Annotated in this window: 16 protein-coding genes, 2 tRNA genes, 1 rRNA gene and 1 pseudogene; 17 read left to right on the forward strand and 3 right to left on the reverse strand. The window is 40.7% G+C overall.

Annotated elements, in window-relative coordinates; genetic code table 11:
* The 10 genes and pseudogenes from rrf to tsaD form a co-directional block, all read left to right on the forward strand.
* Window positions 1–93, forward strand: a 5S ribosomal RNA gene (rrf, locus tag ACFW35_RS18170); the annotation flags it as partial.
* A gap of 379 nt (window positions 94–472) precedes the next feature.
* Complete coding sequence (locus ACFW35_RS18175) at window positions 473–1621, forward strand: trans-sulfuration enzyme family protein (protein ID WP_379847926.1); 1149 nt, start codon at window positions 473–475, stop codon at window positions 1619–1621.
* A gap of 93 nt (window positions 1622–1714) precedes the next feature.
* Window positions 1715–3094, forward strand: a complete 1380-nt coding sequence (locus ACFW35_RS18180) for an amino acid permease (protein ID WP_379847928.1) — start codon at window positions 1715–1717, stop codon at window positions 3092–3094.
* A 260-nt stretch (window positions 3095–3354) separates the two neighbouring features.
* Window positions 3355–3431: transfer RNA gene (locus ACFW35_RS18185), tRNA-Met, on the forward strand.
* 65 nt (window positions 3432–3496) lie between these two features.
* Window positions 3497–3572, forward strand: a tRNA-Asp gene (locus ACFW35_RS18190).
* 141 nt (window positions 3573–3713) lie between these two features.
* Window positions 3714–4715, forward strand: a complete 1002-nt coding sequence (gene thiL / locus ACFW35_RS18195) for a thiamine-phosphate kinase (RefSeq protein WP_379847929.1) — start codon at window positions 3714–3716, stop codon at window positions 4713–4715.
* Between the two features lie 8 nt (window positions 4716–4723).
* Window positions 4724–5234 (forward strand): annotated as a pseudogene (tsaE, locus tag ACFW35_RS18200) (tRNA (adenosine(37)-N6)-threonylcarbamoyltransferase complex ATPase subunit type 1 TsaE).
* Window positions 5212–5871, forward strand: coding sequence for a tRNA (adenosine(37)-N6)-threonylcarbamoyltransferase complex dimerization subunit type 1 TsaB (tsaB, locus tag ACFW35_RS18205; RefSeq protein WP_379848049.1), 660 nt, complete (start codon window positions 5212–5214; stop codon window positions 5869–5871). Before tsaE ends, tsaB begins: the two are co-directional and overlap by 23 nt.
* A 9-nt stretch (window positions 5872–5880) precedes the next feature.
* Window positions 5881–6330 carry a ribosomal protein S18-alanine N-acetyltransferase gene (gene rimI, locus ACFW35_RS18210; RefSeq protein ID WP_379847931.1) on the forward strand — a complete coding sequence of 150 codons (450 nt, stop codon included), beginning with the start codon at window positions 5881–5883 and terminating at the stop codon, window positions 6328–6330.
* On the forward strand, window positions 6327–7343 hold the full coding sequence (tsaD, locus tag ACFW35_RS18215) for a tRNA (adenosine(37)-N6)-threonylcarbamoyltransferase complex transferase subunit TsaD (protein ID WP_379847932.1): 1017 nt from the start codon (window positions 6327–6329) through the stop codon (window positions 7341–7343). The genes rimI and tsaD overlap by 4 nt, the downstream gene beginning before the upstream one ends.
* 470 nt (window positions 7344–7813) lie before the next feature.
* On the opposite strand, the gene abc-f is transcribed toward tsaD, so the two are convergent.
* Window positions 7814–9754 (reverse strand): ribosomal protection-like ABC-F family protein, encoded by a 1941-nt coding sequence (gene abc-f / locus ACFW35_RS18220; RefSeq protein ID WP_379847934.1) that lies wholly within the window; start codon window positions 9752–9754, stop codon window positions 7814–7816.
* A gap of 481 nt (window positions 9755–10235) precedes the next feature.
* Between abc-f and moaC the strand changes: the two genes are divergently transcribed.
* The 4 genes from moaC to tatC all read left to right on the forward strand — a co-directional run bounded on the left by moaC (window position 10236) and on the right by tatC (window position 12407).
* Window positions 10236–10718: a cyclic pyranopterin monophosphate synthase MoaC gene (moaC, locus tag ACFW35_RS18225; protein ID WP_379847935.1), complete on the forward strand. Its 483-nt coding sequence runs from the start codon at window positions 10236–10238 to the stop codon at window positions 10716–10718.
* Window positions 10719–10783: 65 nt separating this feature from the next.
* Entirely contained in the window at window positions 10784–11419 is a 636-nt protein-coding gene (locus ACFW35_RS18230) for a redox-sensing transcriptional repressor Rex (protein WP_066286277.1), read from the forward strand.
* A gap of 13 nt (window positions 11420–11432) precedes the next feature.
* A complete protein-coding gene (locus ACFW35_RS18235) occupies window positions 11433–11615 on the forward strand; it encodes a twin-arginine translocase TatA/TatE family subunit (RefSeq protein ID WP_379847937.1) in 183 nt (60 codons plus the stop codon).
* A gap of 12 nt (window positions 11616–11627) precedes the next feature.
* Complete coding sequence (gene tatC / locus ACFW35_RS18240; RefSeq protein WP_379847938.1) at window positions 11628–12407, forward strand: twin-arginine translocase subunit TatC; 780 nt, start codon at window positions 11628–11630, stop codon at window positions 12405–12407.
* Between the two features lie 266 nt (window positions 12408–12673).
* On the opposite strand, the gene ACFW35_RS18245 is transcribed toward tatC, so the two are convergent.
* Together ACFW35_RS18245 and ACFW35_RS18250 are read right to left on the reverse strand one after the other, a co-directional pair.
* Window positions 12674–12877, reverse strand: a complete 204-nt coding sequence (locus tag ACFW35_RS18245) for a YdiK family protein (protein ID WP_077365776.1) — start codon at window positions 12875–12877, stop codon at window positions 12674–12676.
* Entirely contained in the window at window positions 12874–13587 is a 714-nt protein-coding gene (locus ACFW35_RS18250) for a CPBP family intramembrane glutamic endopeptidase (RefSeq protein WP_379847940.1), read from the reverse strand. The genes ACFW35_RS18245 and ACFW35_RS18250 overlap by 4 nt, the downstream gene beginning before the upstream one ends.
* A gap of 238 nt (window positions 13588–13825) precedes the next feature.
* On the opposite strand from ACFW35_RS18250, the gene groES reads away from it, so the two are divergent.
* The 3 genes from groES (at window position 13826) to ACFW35_RS18265 (ending at window position 16840) form a co-directional block, all read left to right on the forward strand.
* Window positions 13826–14110, forward strand: a complete 285-nt coding sequence (groES, locus tag ACFW35_RS18255) for a co-chaperone GroES (protein WP_066242572.1) — start codon at window positions 13826–13828, stop codon at window positions 14108–14110.
* Window positions 14111–14201: 91 nt separating this feature from the next.
* Window positions 14202–15839, forward strand: coding sequence for a chaperonin GroEL (gene groL, locus ACFW35_RS18260; protein ID WP_379847942.1), 1638 nt, complete (start codon window positions 14202–14204; stop codon window positions 15837–15839).
* 89 nt (window positions 15840–15928) lie between these two features.
* Window positions 15929–16840, forward strand: a complete 912-nt coding sequence (locus ACFW35_RS18265) for a tyrosine-type recombinase/integrase (RefSeq protein WP_379847944.1) — start codon at window positions 15929–15931, stop codon at window positions 16838–16840.
* Window positions 16841–17036 lie beyond the last annotated feature (196 nt).

The raw sequence follows: 17036 nt of genomic DNA on the forward strand, positions 1-17036 counted from the left end.
CACACCCGTTCCCATACCGAACACGGAAGTTAAGCTCTTCAGCGCCGATGGTAGTTGGGGGTCTCCCCCTGTTAGAGTAGGACGTCGCTAGGCAATGAGGAAGATGGATGAAGATCCATCTTCTTTTTTTGCGTTAAAAAAAGAGAGTAAAATAGAAAAAAGGAACGAAAGCTGACTAACAAAGACTGAGTAAGGACTTTTTTGAGTCAGCTTTTCGTTTTTCTTTGAATGTTCATTTGAAATGTCACGCCAGATAAGAGTCATGGGGCGAAAATGAAGGGTCACTGGGTGAAACGGCTTAACTTTGGGGTGCAACTCGGCCGAGTTGGGGCGGAACCTGCACCTATTCGGGTGAATCCCCCTCGCTACTGGGCGAACGTGTAAGAAATAAAGGAACACGTACCGTAAAATCACTTACTCCACCGTAATTTATGCTACACTAGGAGATAAAAATAATGGGGAGGCTATATAAATGAAAGACGTTCATTTCGATACATCAACTGTACATGCAGGCGGTCATAACAATGTTAAGTCTGTAAGCAAGGTTAAGCCAATCTACCAGACTTCAGCTTTTTCTTTTTCCAATCTGGATGATTTAGAAGATTACTTTCGCGGTAAAAATGACTTCCTATATACAAGAGTGAACAATCCGAATCAAGATGACTTTGCAAGAGGGGTAGCACAGCTCGAAAAAGCTCCAGCTGGTGTTGTCACGTCTTCAGGTATTTCAGCTATATTAGTCGGTATCCTTTCCGTAGCACAGTCCGGCGATCATATTGTGGCTTGCGAGGACTTGTACGGAGGCACTTATCAGCTTCTTTCTGATGACTTAAAGAGTTTCGGTATCGAGACTTCATTTGTCTCTTTTAATGATGTAAATGAAATTGAAAAAAACATCCGCCCTAATACAAAACTGCTCTACTCGGAATCCGTTACAAATCCGCTTTTACGAGTAGAAGATCTTGGCGCGCTTGTCCGATTAGCTAAAAAGCATGGATTAACTACGATGATTGATAACACCTTTGCTACGCCTTTTGTTTTGCAGCCGTACACACAGGGTGTTGATCTTGTCGTTCATAGTGCAACGAAATATTTAAACGGACATAGCGATGTAACGGCAGGTGTTGTTGTAGGCAGTGAGAATTTAATCGCTAGAGCTAAATCTAAAATGGCCCATCTTGGCTGCAACCTTGGCCCGTTTGACGCATGGCTGGCATCCAGAGGACTAAAAACGTTAAGCGTGCGTATGGAGCGTCATTTAGCCAATGCAAAGGCACTAGCAGGCGAATTAAAGGGAACAAAGGGTATTAAGAAAGTATACTACCCTGAGTTTGTCAGCGAAAAAGGGAACGGGGCAATCGTGACGATTGAACTGGACGAAAGCAGTGATGTTCATACGTTTTTTAAATCCCTTGACTGGATACACATCGTTCCGACATTAGCTGGAGTTGAAACTACTGTTTCCTATCCACTTGGCACCTCTCATCGATCATTGCCAGCAGAAATGTGCGAAACGCTTGGAATTAATAAAAATGTAATCAGAATCTCTGTAGGAATCGAAAATGAAGAGGATATTATTGAAGCTTTTAAAACTGCTGCTCAAAAAGCTTTAGGGCTTTAAACTGTAACATAAAAGAAATTGTTCCACTTGTCGAATCGTGTTATGATATCTGAGTGAAAGCGCTTCATCAAACACAGCAAGGGAGGCATAAAAATGAAGCCGAAACAGGAATTACATCGCGGGCTCGAGGAAAGACATATTACGCTTATGTCACTTGGGGCTGCTATTGGAGTGGGCTTATTTTTAGGTTCCGCTTCGGCAATTGAGATGGCAGGACCAGCAATTTTATTTGCATATGCTCTAGGTGGAGCAGTAATGTTTATGATCATGAGAGCTCTTGGTGAAATGGCAATCCATCAGCCAGTTGCAGGATCTTTTAGCCGATACGCAAGAAACTACATTGGACCATTATCTGGGTACTTAACAGGATGGAACTATTGGTTCTTGTGGATTGTAACTTGTATGGCTGAAATTACAGCTGTAGGGATCTACATGAAGATGTGGTATCCGGACATACCAACATGGATCTGGGCATTAGCCGCACTTGTCATAATGGCTAGCATCAACCTTCTTGCTATTAAAGCATATGGAGAGTTTGAATTCTGGTTTGCTTTAATTAAAATTGTAGCTATCGTGTTAATGATTGTAACTGGTTTAGGAATGATTATATTTGGTTTTGGTAACGGTGGTGTTGCAACCGGAATCAGCAACCTATGGGAAAATGGCGGATTTGCTCCGAATGGGGTTAAAGGTATTCTCATGTCGATGCAAATGGTTATGTTCGCCTTCTTAGGTATAGAAATGATCGGTGTAACAGCAGGTGAAGTTAAGAACCCTGAAAAATCTATTTCCAAAGCTGTAAATACTGTATTCTGGCGTATTTTATTATTTTATGTCGGGGCATTGTTCGTTATCATGTCGATCTATCCTTGGGATCAAATTGGTACACAAGGAAGTCCGTTTGTATTAACGTTTGAAAAGATCGGAATTGGACAAGCTGCCGGAATCATTAATTTTGTTGTATTAACAGCTGCATTATCTAGCTGTAACAGTGGGATTTTCAGTACTGGCCGTATGTTGTTCAATCTTGCTGAACAAAAACAAGCTCCTGCAAAACTTCATAGTGTAGGTAAAACAGGAGTGCCGTCTACAGCTATTTTAGTTTCAGCTGCAGCCCTATTAGTCGGAGTGGTACTTAACTACTTAGTTCCTGAAAAAGTATTTGTTTGGGTAACGAGTATTTCGACGTTTGGTGCAATCTGGACGTGGTCAGTCATTCTCATTTCTCAATTGAAATTCCGTAAAGGATTAAGTGACGAAGAAAAGGCTGAATTGAAATTTAAAATGCCATTATATCCTTTTGGATCTTATATAGCACTTGCGATATTGATATTTGTAGTAGGAATCATGGCTTATTTCCCTGATACACGAATTGCGTTAATAGTTGGCCCATTCTGGCTGATCTTATTAACTGCCATCTACTACGCTAAAGGTTTCCATAAGAGACCAGAAAACGCGAAAAAAGCAGCATAATCAAAGGGCACTGGAAAAAAATAAAATTCCAGTGCCTTAATATTTATTTAACACTTGCATCATACTAATAAACGTGTTATATTAATAAATGTCCGAAACAAGTTGTTGAACAAACAACCTTTTATAACGTCGCGGGGTGGAGCATGGAGCGTACGCTTCAGTGAAATCACAACGACATGTCTCGACGGATACACATCATGATGATGCATGTAGAGGAAGAGACAACAAACTCGGAAACATCATCTGTATACTTTTATCGTCGCGGGGTGGAGCAGTCTGGTAGCTCGTCGGGCTCATAACCCGAAGGTCGCAGGTTCAAATCCTGTCCCCGCAACCAATTATATTTCATGAACAACGTCGAGATACGTCTTGACTATGAACTACATCAATTACATATAAGCTGGACCCGTGGTGTAGTGGTTAACATGCCTGCCTGTCACGCAGGAGATCGCCGGTTCGACCCCGGTCGGGTCCGCCACTTTTAAAAAACGAAACAAGGTTTCGTGTTTTTTTATGTCTAAAAGTAAGTTAAACTTAAAATATACTACTGATACCTTAGGAGTTCAATCTGATCCTAAGGCTTTTTTATAAACTGATTTAGCCAAAGAGGTGGTTCCCAATGCTTCATGATGAATTTGAATGGATAAAAAGCATCACACCGAATTCTTCTTTTCAAAAAGAGTTAGTAACGGGTATTGGTGATGACGCCGCACTTTGGTCAGTAAACAAAGAAATGGATCAAGTCGTATGTGTTGATACGATGGTTGAAGGAGTCCATTTTACGAAAGATACTTTGTCACCTTATCAAGTTGGCTATAAGGCGCTTGCTGTGAACTTGAGCGATTTAGGTGCAATGGGTGCGATACCGCAGTTTTATTTAGTATCTATCGCGATCTCGAAGGACTGGAACGCGGAAGAGCTTGGCGAAGTTTATAAAGGTATGGCCAGCCTCGCATCAAAATACAAAACAGACCTTATTGGCGGGGATACAGTTTCGACAAAAGGTCCTCTTGTATTAACAGTTACCGTTATTGGAAAAGTAGAAAAAGGGAAACGTCTGCTTCGAAAAAATGCGGAGCCAGGAGATTCTGTCTTTTTAACGGGAGTGACGGGAGAATCTGCAGCAGGGCTTAAGCTGTTACTTGAAAAAACGAGACACCATCATTTTAATAGTGATGAAGAGCAGCTGATCTTACAGCATCAAATGCCGGCTCCTCATATAGAACCGGGAAGAATATTAGCATCCAGCGGTTTTCGTATCTCTTTAAACGATGTAAGTGATGGAATAGCGAGCGAACTAAATGAAATTGCTGAAGCCAGTCAGGTTACCATACATATTGATGAAAATAAAATACCTGTCAGTCCATTATTAGTCAGATACCCTAAGAACGAGCAGTTAAAGTATCAGCTGTTTGGCGGAGAAGATTATGTACTGACTGGAACGGTTGCTCAAGATCAGTTCGAACAATTAAGCATATTGTTTCAACAGCATTCTTCTGAGATATTTGAAATTGGGAAAGTTGGAGAAGCTGGTAATGCAGCAGTTTATTTGTATCGAAACGAAAACGAATCATCAGAACGAATTACAAAACAAGGTTTTAATCATTTTAGGGAAAGGTAAGGGAAGTCATGAGTGTTTATCATTTTAAAACAAAGTCAGCGGAAGAAACAATGGCTTTTGCTGAAAAACTTGGGTCAGTCCTCGAAAAAGGAGACGTTCTTACACTGGCTGGAGATCTAGGCGCAGGTAAGACCACTTTCACTAAAGGACTTGCTAAAGGTTTAGGCATAACCCGTACCGTGAATTCCCCTACGTTTACCATCATTAAAGAATACAATGGTCGTTTGCCTCTTTACCATATGGATGTGTACAGACTGGAAGACTCTGATGAAGATTTAGGTTTTGAAGAGTATTTTTCAGGTGAAGGTGTTTGTGTGGTAGAGTGGGCGACCTTTATAGAAGAATATCTGCCAAAAGAGAGACTAGAATTGGTTATCTCGCACATTGGTGAAGACGAACGAGAAATACAACTAACTCCGCTTGGGGAAAGATACGAAGAACGTGTTAAGGAGATTATGCAATGAAAGTACTGGCAATAGATACATCCAACCTAGTTATGGGGATTGCCGTATTGGATGAAGGAAAAGTGCTTGGTGAATATATTACAAACTTAAAGAAAAATCATTCGATACGTGTGATGCCTGCGATCGAGCAGCTAATGAAAGAAACGGGTGTTAAACCTGCTGAACTCGATCGTATCGTTGTTGCTAAAGGTCCTGGCTCGTATACAGGTGTACGAATTGGCGTCACAATTGCCAAAACGCTAGCGTGGACATTAAAAAAAGAACTTGTAGGTATTTCAAGCCTTGAAGTACTCGCACAAAGCGGAAAGTATTTTAATGGTTTTACAGTTCCGTTATTTGATGCAAGACGCACACAGCTGTTCACAGGTCTATATGGACAAGCTGACTCAGGTGAATTTGGGAACCTATGGGAAGACCGCATTATCTTATTAAAAGACTGGCTTGAAAAACTGCAAACAACAGATAAGAAAGTTCTATTCGTAGGAAACGATCTTCCTATTCATCAGGAAACAATAACTGAGGTTTTGGGAAGTCAGGCTGTATTTGGACTTGTGTCTGATCATAATCCAAGACCAAGTGAGCTAGGACGAATCGGTATGCAGAGGGAGCCGGATGACATCCATTCATTTACACCAAGTTATCTCCAACTAGCCGAAGCAGAAGTAAATTGGCTGAAGTCCCAGGGCAAGTAGGTGTTTCAGGTGGGAGAGGCATATACTTATAGACTTGCAAAAGTAAGTGACATTGATGATATTCTTGGCATTGAACAGTCTTCCTTCACTGTTCCTTGGTCGAGAGAAGCTTTTTACAGAGAGATCGTTGAAAATCAATTTGCGTATTACCTTGTCATTGAGGATCATTTTCAGCCGATTGGCTATTGCGGCATCTGGCTTGTGATGGATGAAGCTCATGTAACAAATATTGCGATTCTTCCTTCATACAGAGGAAGAAAGCTAGGAGAACAGCTGATGAGAGAAGCGATGATTCTCGCAAAAAGACATGGGGCAGCAACGATGACGCTAGAAGCCCGTGTCAGTAATCACGTTGCTCAGAACTTATATAAGAAACTTGGATTCCAAGCAGGCGGAATTAGAAAAAACTATTACAGTGATAACGGTGAAGATGCGTTAGTTATGTGGGTGGAACTATGAAAAAAGATGAAATCATATTAGCAATCGAAACAAGTTGTGATGAGACAGCTGTAGCCATTGTAAAAAACGGCACAGAGCTATTGGCGAACATTGTGGCTTCACAGATTGAAAGCCATAAAAGATTCGGCGGAGTTGTGCCCGAGGTGGCGTCGCGACATCATGTGGAACAAATTACGATCGTTATTGATGAAGCGTTAAATAAAGCTGAGCTTGAGCCGGCTGATTTAACAGCCGTTGCTGTTACCGAAGGACCAGGATTAGTAGGCGCACTCTTAATTGGTGTAAATGCAGCAAAGGCATTTGCGTTCGCACACGGGCTGCCGCTTGTACCCGTTCATCATATCGCGGGACACATCTATGCAAACCGTCTTGTAAAAGAGATGACATTCCCGTTGTTGTCACTAATCGTTTCAGGCGGACATACAGAGCTCGTTTTAATGGAAGAACACGGAACCTTTAAAGTGATCGGGGAAACACGAGATGATGCAGCGGGAGAAGCTTATGATAAAGTCGCTCGTACATTGAACATGCCGTATCCAGGCGGTCCGCATATCGACAAGCTTGCACAAGAGGGTGAACCGAACATTGACCTGCCTAGAGCTTGGCTTGAACCTGAATCACTGGATTTTAGTTTCAGCGGATTAAAATCAGCTGTGATAAACACCGTTCATAATGCAGCACAGCGCGGAGAAGTAATTAAGCCAGAAGACTTGGCAGCAAGCTTTCAAGCAAGCGTTGTGGATGTACTTGTGGAAAAAACATTTCGTGCAGCTGATCAATCTAAAGTGAAGCAAGTTCTTCTTGCAGGTGGTGTAGCAGCGAACAAGGGGCTGCGCAAAGCATTGGAAGAACGATTTAAAGATACTGGATATGATTTAGTAATCCCACCTTTGCACTTATGCACAGATAACGCTGCTATGATTGCGGCAGCAGGAAGTGTTGCTTATCAAAAGGGTACACGGGCTGATATGGCACTCAACGGAGTACCAGGGCTGGATCTAGAAGCGCAATAATAGAGAAAAGAGGCTGACTTAAAAGTATAAAAACTTTTAAGGTCATGCCTCTTTTTGTATAACCTTTTATGTAACGTCCATTATTAATAAGATGGCAGGTTATCGAATAATACTCGATAAGATAGCTGAAATAGGAAGGTAATTACTTATTTCTTATTTTGTAAAAATAAAAAATTCGGGGCTGCCAAAAGTAAGTTTACCTTACTTTTGGGAAAGCCCCTTGTCGACTAAAAGAGACTTCTTTCGACATTCTTATTGTGGAAAAGTTATGCACAGGTTTGTGGATATTGTGGACAATGTTTGAAAGAGTTCTACAAATAAGGGTTCATGTTATACACAATTCACACAATGTATACACAATTTTCTGTGGATAACGTGGATAAGTAGAAAATATACTTATAAAACCTAATTTTGTCTTGTGGATAACAAAAAGCTGACAACCCTTTCATAAGGTTGTCAGCTTTTGAAAGCTAAGCATTCTGCAATTTTTCCCATTCTTCCATAAGGGTTTCCATTTCACTATTTAATGTATCTAACTGTGATTGAAACTCTTGTGTTTTCTCGTAATTTTGAAATACTTCAGGTTTGCAAAGTTCACCTTCTGCATACGCAATTTTGCTCTCAAGTCCCTCAAGAAGCTCTTCAATTTCCTCAATTCGGCGGTGTCGTTTACGATCTTGTTTCTTTGCTTCTTTGTCGATTGAGTTCTTGGCACTGTTTGATTGTACAGCGGACGGCGCGTTTGCAGTATTTTCGGTTTTTTGGCGTTCTGCAATTTCTTCGCGTGCTTTCATTTCGTTCTTTTTTTCTGTGTAATAATCGTAATCCCCTAGATACTCGGTAATACCATCTGGAGCCAGTTCCGCCACCTTAGTCGCGATCCGGTTAATAAAATAACGGTCGTGGGATACAAAAAGGATGGTTCCTGGATAATGAATCAACGCTTGTTCCAGAATTTCTTTGCTATCAAGGTCCAAATGGTTCGTCGGCTCGTCCAATAACAGCAGATTGCCTTTTTCCATCATGAGCTTAGCAAGGGCAAGCCGGGCTTTCTGGCCGCCGCTTAACTCGTTTACAAGCTTCAGAACATCATCACCGCTGAAAAGGAACTGGCCAAGGATCGAGCGGATTTCCTTTTCTGTTTTTTCTGGATAATCATCCCAAAGCTCGTTAAGAAGTGTTTTCCGGGAGTGAAGGTCGGCTTGTTCCTGATCGTAATGTGAAATCTTCAAGCTGCTTCCATAGCGAATATCACCTGTAATGAGCGGCAGCTGTTTTCTAATTACTTTTAATAGTGTCGATTTGCCGATCCCGTTAGGTCCGACGATTGCTATACTATCCTGACGGGTTACTGCCAGGTTTACATCTTTAAAAAGTGGAACTCCGTCTTCATAGCCGGTGCTCACTTCCTCCAGTTTCAACACATCGTTTCCACTTTGTCTTTCGATATCAAAAGAAAAGGAAGCCGATTTTTCTGATCCTGCAGGACGTTCCTTCAGCTCCATTTTCTCAAGCTGTTTACGCCTGCTCTGTGCGCGTTTTGTTGTTGAAGCACGCACGAGGTTGCGCTGAATAAAATCTTCGAGTTTAGCAACTTGGTCTTGCTGTTTCTCAAATTCTTTCATTTCCTGAGCATAACGCTCCGCTTTTTGCTCTAGATAACTAGAATAGTTCCCGGTAAATCGATAACAACGTTTTCTCGATACTTCATAAACGGAAGTCACAATTTTATCGAGGAAATAACGGTCATGGGAGACGATCAGAATGCCGCCCGGGTAACCCTGCAAATATTGTTCCAGCCAAGTTAATGTCTTGATATCAAGATGGTTGGTAGGTTCGTCCAGAATAAGAAGATCCGGCCTCGTTAAAAGAAGCTTTGCAAGAGCAAGCCTTGTTTTCTGACCGCCGCTAAGCGTATTGATTCTCGTGTCTCTGTCAAAATCGGCAAATTGAAAACCGTGAAGAACGGTGCGGATCTCAGCTTCGTATTGGTATCCGCCTTCGTCCTTAAATTGAATCTGCAGCTCATCATAATCTTTTAAAAGACGCTCATACTCAGCTGCATTTTCTAAAACACCCGGATCGCCCATGCGCGCTTCCATTTCACGCAGCTTCTTCTCTTTTTTGCGAAGAGGTTCAAAGACCGAGAGCATTTCGTTCCAGATCGTTTCATCTGAATCAAGGCCGGCATCCTGTGCGAGGTAGCCAGTTTTCACATCTTTCGGAATCATGACATGACCGGAATCGTATGAATACTCTCCTGTAATAACACGCAGAAGAGTAGACTTTCCTGCGCCGTTTCTGCCAACAAGCGCAATACGTTCTCCAGTTTGAACTTCTAATTTTATATTGGATAAAATGACGTCAGCGCCAAATGACTTTGTGACGTCTTGAACTTGTAATATAATCATTTCAATTCACCTCTATGAAAAAGGGTGATTTTTATTCAGGCTGTTGTCTTAACCTTCGCAGCTTGAAGGAGTTGCTTTCCGCTCCAGGATGCTCGCTTTCCGGGGGGCGTGCGGTGAGCCTCCTCTGCGCTTTGCGCCGTTAGGAGTCTCACCTGTCCCGCTTCATGAAAGTATCCTTGCTCCTGCGTCTACAAGTAAATGCTACCGATGTTAGCTTCCTCGTCGCATGCCTTGCGAGAAGCTTCTCAGATGGTAGGCACGCACCTTACGCTCCAACCAACAGTTCAATGAAGTTTAAAACAACAAAACTTATAGAAAAAAAGCCCCTAATTAATAATCTTTAACCTATCTATTAGTAGTTTAGCGCAGTTTGGGGATTCACGCCAACAAAGGGAATGTTCAACATTTTGCAATATTTACATGGAAGAAAATAACGACAATAAAAGCGGTTTCGTGTATATTCAACATGAGGAGGGGTTTTATGAAAGAGTTAACCCATTTTAACGAAGAAGGCCGTGCCAGAATGGTGGATATTTCAGAAAAAGAAACATCATATCGGACTGCCATCGCGCTCAGCGGGATAACCGTATCTGAAGAAGTCTTCCTTAAGATTAAAGACAACAAGTTCAAAAAAGGGGACGTTCTCGCAGTTGCTCAAATCGCTGGCATCATGGCAGCTAAAAAGACATCTGACTGGATTCCAATGTGCCACCCGCTCACATTAACCGGCGTTGATCTTTCTTTTCAATGGGACAAAGAAAGTGACGAAGGATACAAATTAAATATACAAGCTGAAGTAAGAACAAAAGGGAGTACTGGAGTAGAGATGGAAGCACTCACGGCCGCAACTGCTGCAGCTTTGACCGTATATGATATGTGTAAAGCAGCAGATAAAGGAATGATTATCGGTCCTACATATCTCGTTTCAAAAACAGGCGGAAAGAATGGGGATTTCGTACGCTAATCAAGCCCTGACAAAGTATGATACAATAAGAAAAGATAAGCTTTCTGAATATGGAGGGCCAATACATGAACCAAGATCAGCTAAAAATACCGCATGCTACAGCTAAACGGCTGCCATTATATTACCGGTTTCTAAAAAATCTTTCGTCCTCAGGAAAGCAAAGGGTGTCCTCTGCTGAATTGAGTGAAGCTGTAAAAGTAGATTCTGCTACGATACGAAGAGATTTTTCCTATTTTGGAGCGTTAGGGAAAAAGGGTTATGGCTACAATGTTAACTACTTGCTCTCATTTTTCCGCAAAACCCTTAATCAGGATGAAACAACAACGGTTGCTTTAATCGGAGTAGGTAATTTAGGAACTGCCTTTTTGCATTACAATTTTACAAAAAATAATAATACAAAAATAGAAGTCGCATTCGACGTAGATGAATCTAAAATCGGCACTGAGATTGCTGGCGTACCTATTTACCATACGAACGATATTGAAAGTGAACTTGAGAAACGGGGAATTGACGTTGCCATTCTAACTGTGCCGGTGGGTGCAGCCCAGCCGATCGCCGATCAGCTGGAAAGAGCGGGTGTAAAAGGCATCTTGAACTTTACGCCGGCACGTCTGACCTTGTCCTCAGAAATTCGTGTACATCATATCGATTTAGCTGTAGAACTGCAGTCACTCGTTTATTTTATGAAAAATTACTCTTAAAGGAGGAAGTACTATGTTAGGACCAGGAAGTATCGCAATAATTGGGCTTGCAGCTTTAGTGATGTTTGGACCAAAGAAGCTGCCTGAATTAGGAAAAGCAGCAGGGAAGACGCTTCGCGAGTTCAAGCATGCAACAAAAGGCATTATGGACGACGATGATAATAACAAAAAAGAAAGCGAAGAACCGAAGAAGTAAGGATGTTTTTCTATGAACTCTGAAAAAAGTATGACGTTATACGACCACGTTGGTGAGTTAAGAAAACGCATCATGTGGGCACTAATAGCTTTCTTTGTATTTCTTATCGTTGGATTTTTCTTAGCGAAGCATGTGATCGTGTATTTGCAAAGTGATCCAATCGCTAAAGATATTCAGATGAACGCATTTCATTTAACAGACCCATTGAATGTCTATATGACCTTCGCATTTTTTATCGGCTGTGTATTAGCAGCTCCTGTAATTTTATATCAGCTCTGGGCGTTTATCAGCCCGGGTCTTTACGAAAATGAACGAAAAGTAACACTGATGTATATCCCGATTGCCTTTTTGCTATTCTTATCGGGATTGGCATTCTCGTATTTTATTCTCTTTCCGTTTGTCGTAAGTTTTATGGGCAATGTTGCGACTGCACTTAGTGTTGAAGGAGAATACGGCATTCAGGAATATTTCTCATTTTTATTTAACATCACATTGCCATTTGGATTGCTGTTCCAGTTCCCAGTCCTGATCATGTTCCTAACCCGATTAGGGATTGTGACACCAGACTACTTAAAAAGAATTAGGAAAGTCGCTTACTTCGGGATTCTAGTTATAGCTGGGTTCATAACTCCGCCAGAACTAATGTCTCACTTAATGGTTACTTTTCCGTTAATAATTCTTTATGAGATCAGCATCATCATATCCAGAACAGCATATAAAAAACGAATGAAAGCAGAAGTGGAAGCTCTTGTGAAAGAGAAAGAAGCTGAAGTTGAATCTGCATATAAGTAATAAGAAAGAGGGTCTCTATAATGTGAGCCCTCTTTTTGTGTACTTCTTATGCAGTAAGGGATTTTACGGTACTTGTTCTTATATTTATTACATGTTTACGCAGAAAAGTTGTATTTTCACGCAATCGAGTGCTAGTTCCACGCAAAAATTTCCAGTTACACGCCAGCTGAGCTTTGGTCCACGCCAAATACTTAAGATTTCACGCGATAACCTAGAAATCTCTATACAAAAAGAAAAACTGCCTCATAAAGGACAGTTTTTTGTATCTATTTCTTTCGTTTTCTTTTCAAATGGTTATTTAACGCGAAATATCTGATGGCATTTGCGAAATCAAATGTTGCGACAACCATTGTTATTATCGTCCAGAAGCTTGTCATTCCGTACTCACTAGCATAATGAACAGCTAAGTACGTAAAGACGACTCCGATTCCTAAATATAAAAATGCCATAAACAAAGGTGATGTCTTCATAGCAGTCCTCCAAAAATCAATTGCGCTGTTTCTAGCTGTTTTTCCATTTCCTTTATCTTATCAGCAAGGAAAATCTGGACAATTAATACGAGTGTATTCATTGCGACGTGTGCTGCGATAGGGACGATAAGCCTTTTCGTCCGAACGTACAGAAATGCAAAGGTAAAGCCCATTGCTGTATAGATTAAGAGATGTGTAAAGTCCGCATGAACAGCAGCAAAAATAAGAGAACTGATCAAAGCAGATAGAAAGAAATTAAATCGTTTATGAAGTGATCCAAAAATAATCTTTCGGAAAATAATCTCTTCTAGTATTGGGCCGACAATGGCCGTGACAATCATAAAGTATTGTACATCTTTTACGATTTCAACAAGTTTTTCTGTGTTTTCAGAACCAGGCTGAATGCCAAATACGTTTATTTCAATAAGACTGGCAATAATTTGAGCGGCATACGCCATAATAATACCGATGATCGACCACATGACCGCAGAGCCTTTTGACACCCGTTCAGAATCTCGATGGCGGCTTTTCATCTCAGGAATCAGCATGTAAAGGATAATGAATAGAGCGGCTACAAAACTTATTGTGCCCCACATTCCGAACAATTGATTTTCAGGAACACCAAGTTCATTCAATAGAGGAATTCCGAGATATCCCGAGAATTGCATTAGTATGTATATAAAGATGATCCACCAGTATTTTTTCTTCAAATTAAGTTCTCCTTTAATTCCTCACGTGAATACTCTTACTTATTATTACTCTTTATATGCTAACCCATTTTAACATAGAATAGGCATGGCTCGCGAGGATATCGATTTTGAGAACTTTTTTCATATTTCCTGCTTGCAAAGTTTTAAAGTTTTATTTATTATTAGAAATGGAGTTAGCACTCACTAACAAAGAGTGCTAATAAGAAAATTTTTTAACTATTTAAGGAGGGTGTTTCACTTGTTAAAGCCATTAGGTGACCGTATTATTATTGAGCTTGTAGAAGGTGAAGAAAAAACTGCAAGCGGCATTGTATTGCCAGATTCAGCAAAAGAAAAGCCTCAAGAAGGAAAAGTTGTTGCTGTAGGTACGGGCCGTGTGACGGATAACGGCGAGCGTATCTCTTTAGAAGTTTCAGAAGGAAACACAATTATTTTCTCTAAATACGCTGGTACAGAAGTGAAGTACCAAGGCAAAGAATACTTGATTCTTCGTGAATCTGACGTTTTAGCGATCGTAGGCTAATCTCAGAGAATGGAAGCTTCAATGTTTTGAAGCTACATAAATAAAAGCATATGTAAGTCACTACTTTTTAAATTAATAGGAGGGTTTTTACATGGCTAAAGATATTAAATTTAGTGAAGACGCACGCCGCTCAATGCTACGCGGTGTTGATGCATTAGCGAACGCTGTAAAAGTAACGCTTGGACCTAAAGGGCGCAACGTTGTACTTGAAAAGAAATTCGGTTCTCCGCTAATCACAAATGACGGTGTAACAATCGCAAAAGAAATCGAGCTTGAAGATGCATTCGAAAACATGGGTGCTAAGCTTGTAGCTGAAGTTGCAAGCAAAACGAACGACGTTGCTGGGGACGGAACAACAACTGCAACAGTTCTTGCTCAAGCGATGATCCGTGAAGGACTTAAGAACGTAACAAGCGGTGCAAACCCAATGGTACTTCGTAAAGGTATCGAAAAAGCGACAGCTGCTGCAGTAGCAGAGCTTAAAGCAATTTCTAAGCCAATCGAAGGAAAAGAATCAATCGCACAAGTTGCATCGATCTCTGCAGCTGACGATGAAGTAGGTCAATTGATTGCTGAAGCGATGGAGCGCGTTGGAAACGACGGCGTAATCACAATCGAAGAATCAAAAGGATTCACAACTGAGCTTGAAGTGGTTGAAGGTATGCAGTTTGACCGCGGATATGCATCTCCATACATGGTTACAAACTCTGACAAGATGGAAGCAGAGCTTGAGAACCCGTACATTCTTATCACAGATAAGAAGATTACAAACATTCAAGAAATCCTTCCAGTTCTTGAGCAAGTGGTACAACAAGGGAAATCTCTATTGTTGATTGCTGAAGACGTTGAAGGTGAAGCACTTGCTACATTAGTAGTTAACAAGCTTCGCGGAACATTCAATGCCGTTGCTGTAAAAGCTCCTGGATTCGGTGACCGCCGTAAAGCAATGCTAGAAGACATCGCAGTACTAACTGGCGGTGAAGTAATCACTGAAGAGCTAGGTCTTGACCTTAAGACTGCAAACATTACGCAGCTTGGTACAGCTTCTAAAGTTGTTGTAACAAAAGAAAACACAACAATCGTTGAAGGTGCTGGAGATTCTGCTAAAATTGCAGCTCGTGTTAACCAAATCAAAGCACAACTCGAAGATACAACTTCTGAGTTCGATAAAGAAAAATTACAAGAGCGCCTAGCGAAATTAGCTGGCGGAGTAGCAGTAATCAAAGTTGGTGCAGCTACTGAAACTGAGTTGAAAGAGCGCAAACTTCGTATCGAAGACGCATTGAACTCTACGCGTGCAGCAGTTGAAGAGGGTATCGTATCCGGTGGTGGTACAGCTCTAGTTAACGTACTAAGCGCAATTTCAAAAGTTGAAGCAACTGGTGACGAATTGACTGGTATCAAACTAGTACTTCGTGCACTTGAAGAGCCAGTTCGTCAAATCGCACACAACGCTGGTCTTGAAGGATCTGTAGTTGTTGAGCGCTTGAAGAACGAAGAAATCGGAGTTGGATTTAACGCAGCAACTGGCGAATGGGTAAACATGTTCGAATCCGGAATCGTTGACCCAACGAAAGTTACGCGTTCAGCTCTACAGAACGCAGCATCCGTATCTGCAATGTTCCTAACAACAGAAGCAGTAATCGCTGATAAGCCAGAAGAAAATGGCGGCGGCGGAATGCCTGACATGGGCGGCATGGGCATGGGCGGAATGGGCGGCATGATGTAACCCATAGTTTCACTTATGTGAAGCTGTCTAATGTATAAATAGTTAGTAAGTAAAGGACTACTTCCTATATAAAGGGGGTAGTCTTTTTTGTGCTTTTAAAATTTGCTTATCAGGATTTTATTGATGACCGTAAATTCAAAAATACAACTGCTATTAATATTCAGAATTATAAGGTGCTGTTAGGCGGTTTTATTGATTACTGTCACGAAAATAACATTTTAAATGTTGAAGAAATTGAAAGTAACCATGTTAAAAGATATTTAAGTCAGTGCCAATTAAAAGGGAATTCTGCAAATACAGTAAATACAAAGTTGCAACGTATACGTGCTTTCTTTAATTACATGGTTGAAGAAGGTTTGGTTAAAGAAAATGTAGCTTTGAAAGTAAAACGTCAAAAGGCAGATGTGAAAATTAATGTCTTTACTGATGAACAGATTTGTCAGATGTTGGGGTATTACCGCAGTTTAAGAAGGCGAGAAGATAGTTACTTTGCGTATCGTGGCTATATGTTAATAGTTACATTTTTAGGCACTGGTATCAGAAGAACAGAAGCAATTAACCTGAAGTGGTCTGATGTAGATATTGGTAACCTAACAATTACTGTTTACGGTAAACGAAGAAAGAGAGAGATAGTTTTCTTAACTGAAAAGCTAGCAAAAGAATTATCAGCATACAACCTGTTTTGTAAAAGGCATTTTAAAACATTGAGTGATTATGTTTTTGTGAATAGGGATAACACTCAAATGACCCAAAATTCTATAATGCTATTATTTCAAAATCTGCAAAGAAAGATGAACTTTTCAGATGTAAGGGTTTCACCACATACCTTTAGGCACACATTTTGCCATAGGTTGGCTATGAGTGGTATGTCAGCATTTGCTATTCAAAAGATGATGCGACACGAAAATATAGCAGTTACTATGCGTTACGTAGCTATGTGGGGGAATGAACTGAAGGAACAAAATGATAGATATAACCCCTTAAATAAACTGGATATATAAGCATTACAAGTTTCATAGATACAAAAGAAAAAGCCACGTGTTCCCGCACGTGACCAAGTAAAACAAAACGTATAAAACTGAATACGAAATACCGTAATTCTTGCTTTGATTTTATCTGAAAAAATAAGATTAAGCAAGGTGTATTAAGTAATGTCTTTTTTACGGTATTTCCAACGTGGAATCCTAATAATACGTT

The organism is Fictibacillus sp. NPDC058756, from assembly GCF_042746035.1.
In the GTDB taxonomy this organism is placed as follows: Bacteria; Bacillota; Bacilli; order Bacillales; family Fictibacillaceae; genus Fictibacillus.

Bases quoted from the DNA above. Each gene is read 5' to 3' on its own strand.
- ACFW35_RS18175 (WP_379847926.1), top strand. From the start codon at position 473: ATGAAAGACGTTCATTTCGATACATCAACTGTACATGCAGGCGGTCAT.
- ACFW35_RS18180 (WP_379847928.1), top strand. From the start codon at position 1,715: ATGAAGCCGAAACAGGAATTACATCGCGGGCTCGAGGAAAGACATATT.
- thiL (WP_379847929.1), top strand. From the start codon at position 3,714: ATGCTTCATGATGAATTTGAATGGATAAAAAGCATCACACCGAATTCT.
- tsaB (WP_379848049.1), top strand. From the start codon at position 5,212: ATGGGGATTGCCGTATTGGATGAAGGAAAAGTGCTTGGTGAATATATT.
- tsaD (WP_379847932.1), top strand. From the start codon at position 6,327: ATGAAAAAAGATGAAATCATATTAGCAATCGAAACAAGTTGTGATGAG.
- abc-f (WP_379847934.1), bottom strand. From the start codon at position 9,754: ATGATTATATTACAAGTTCAAGACGTCACAAAGTCATTTGGCGCTGAC.
- moaC (WP_379847935.1), top strand. From the start codon at position 10,236: ATGAAAGAGTTAACCCATTTTAACGAAGAAGGCCGTGCCAGAATGGTG.
- ACFW35_RS18230 (WP_066286277.1), top strand. From the start codon at position 10,784: ATGAACCAAGATCAGCTAAAAATACCGCATGCTACAGCTAAACGGCTG.
- ACFW35_RS18235 (WP_379847937.1), top strand. From the start codon at position 11,433: ATGTTAGGACCAGGAAGTATCGCAATAATTGGGCTTGCAGCTTTAGTG.
- tatC (WP_379847938.1), top strand. From the start codon at position 11,628: ATGAACTCTGAAAAAAGTATGACGTTATACGACCACGTTGGTGAGTTA.
- ACFW35_RS18245 (WP_077365776.1), bottom strand. From the start codon at position 12,877: ATGAAGACATCACCTTTGTTTATGGCATTTTTATATTTAGGAATCGGA.
- groL (WP_379847942.1), top strand. From the start codon at position 14,202: ATGGCTAAAGATATTAAATTTAGTGAAGACGCACGCCGCTCAATGCTA.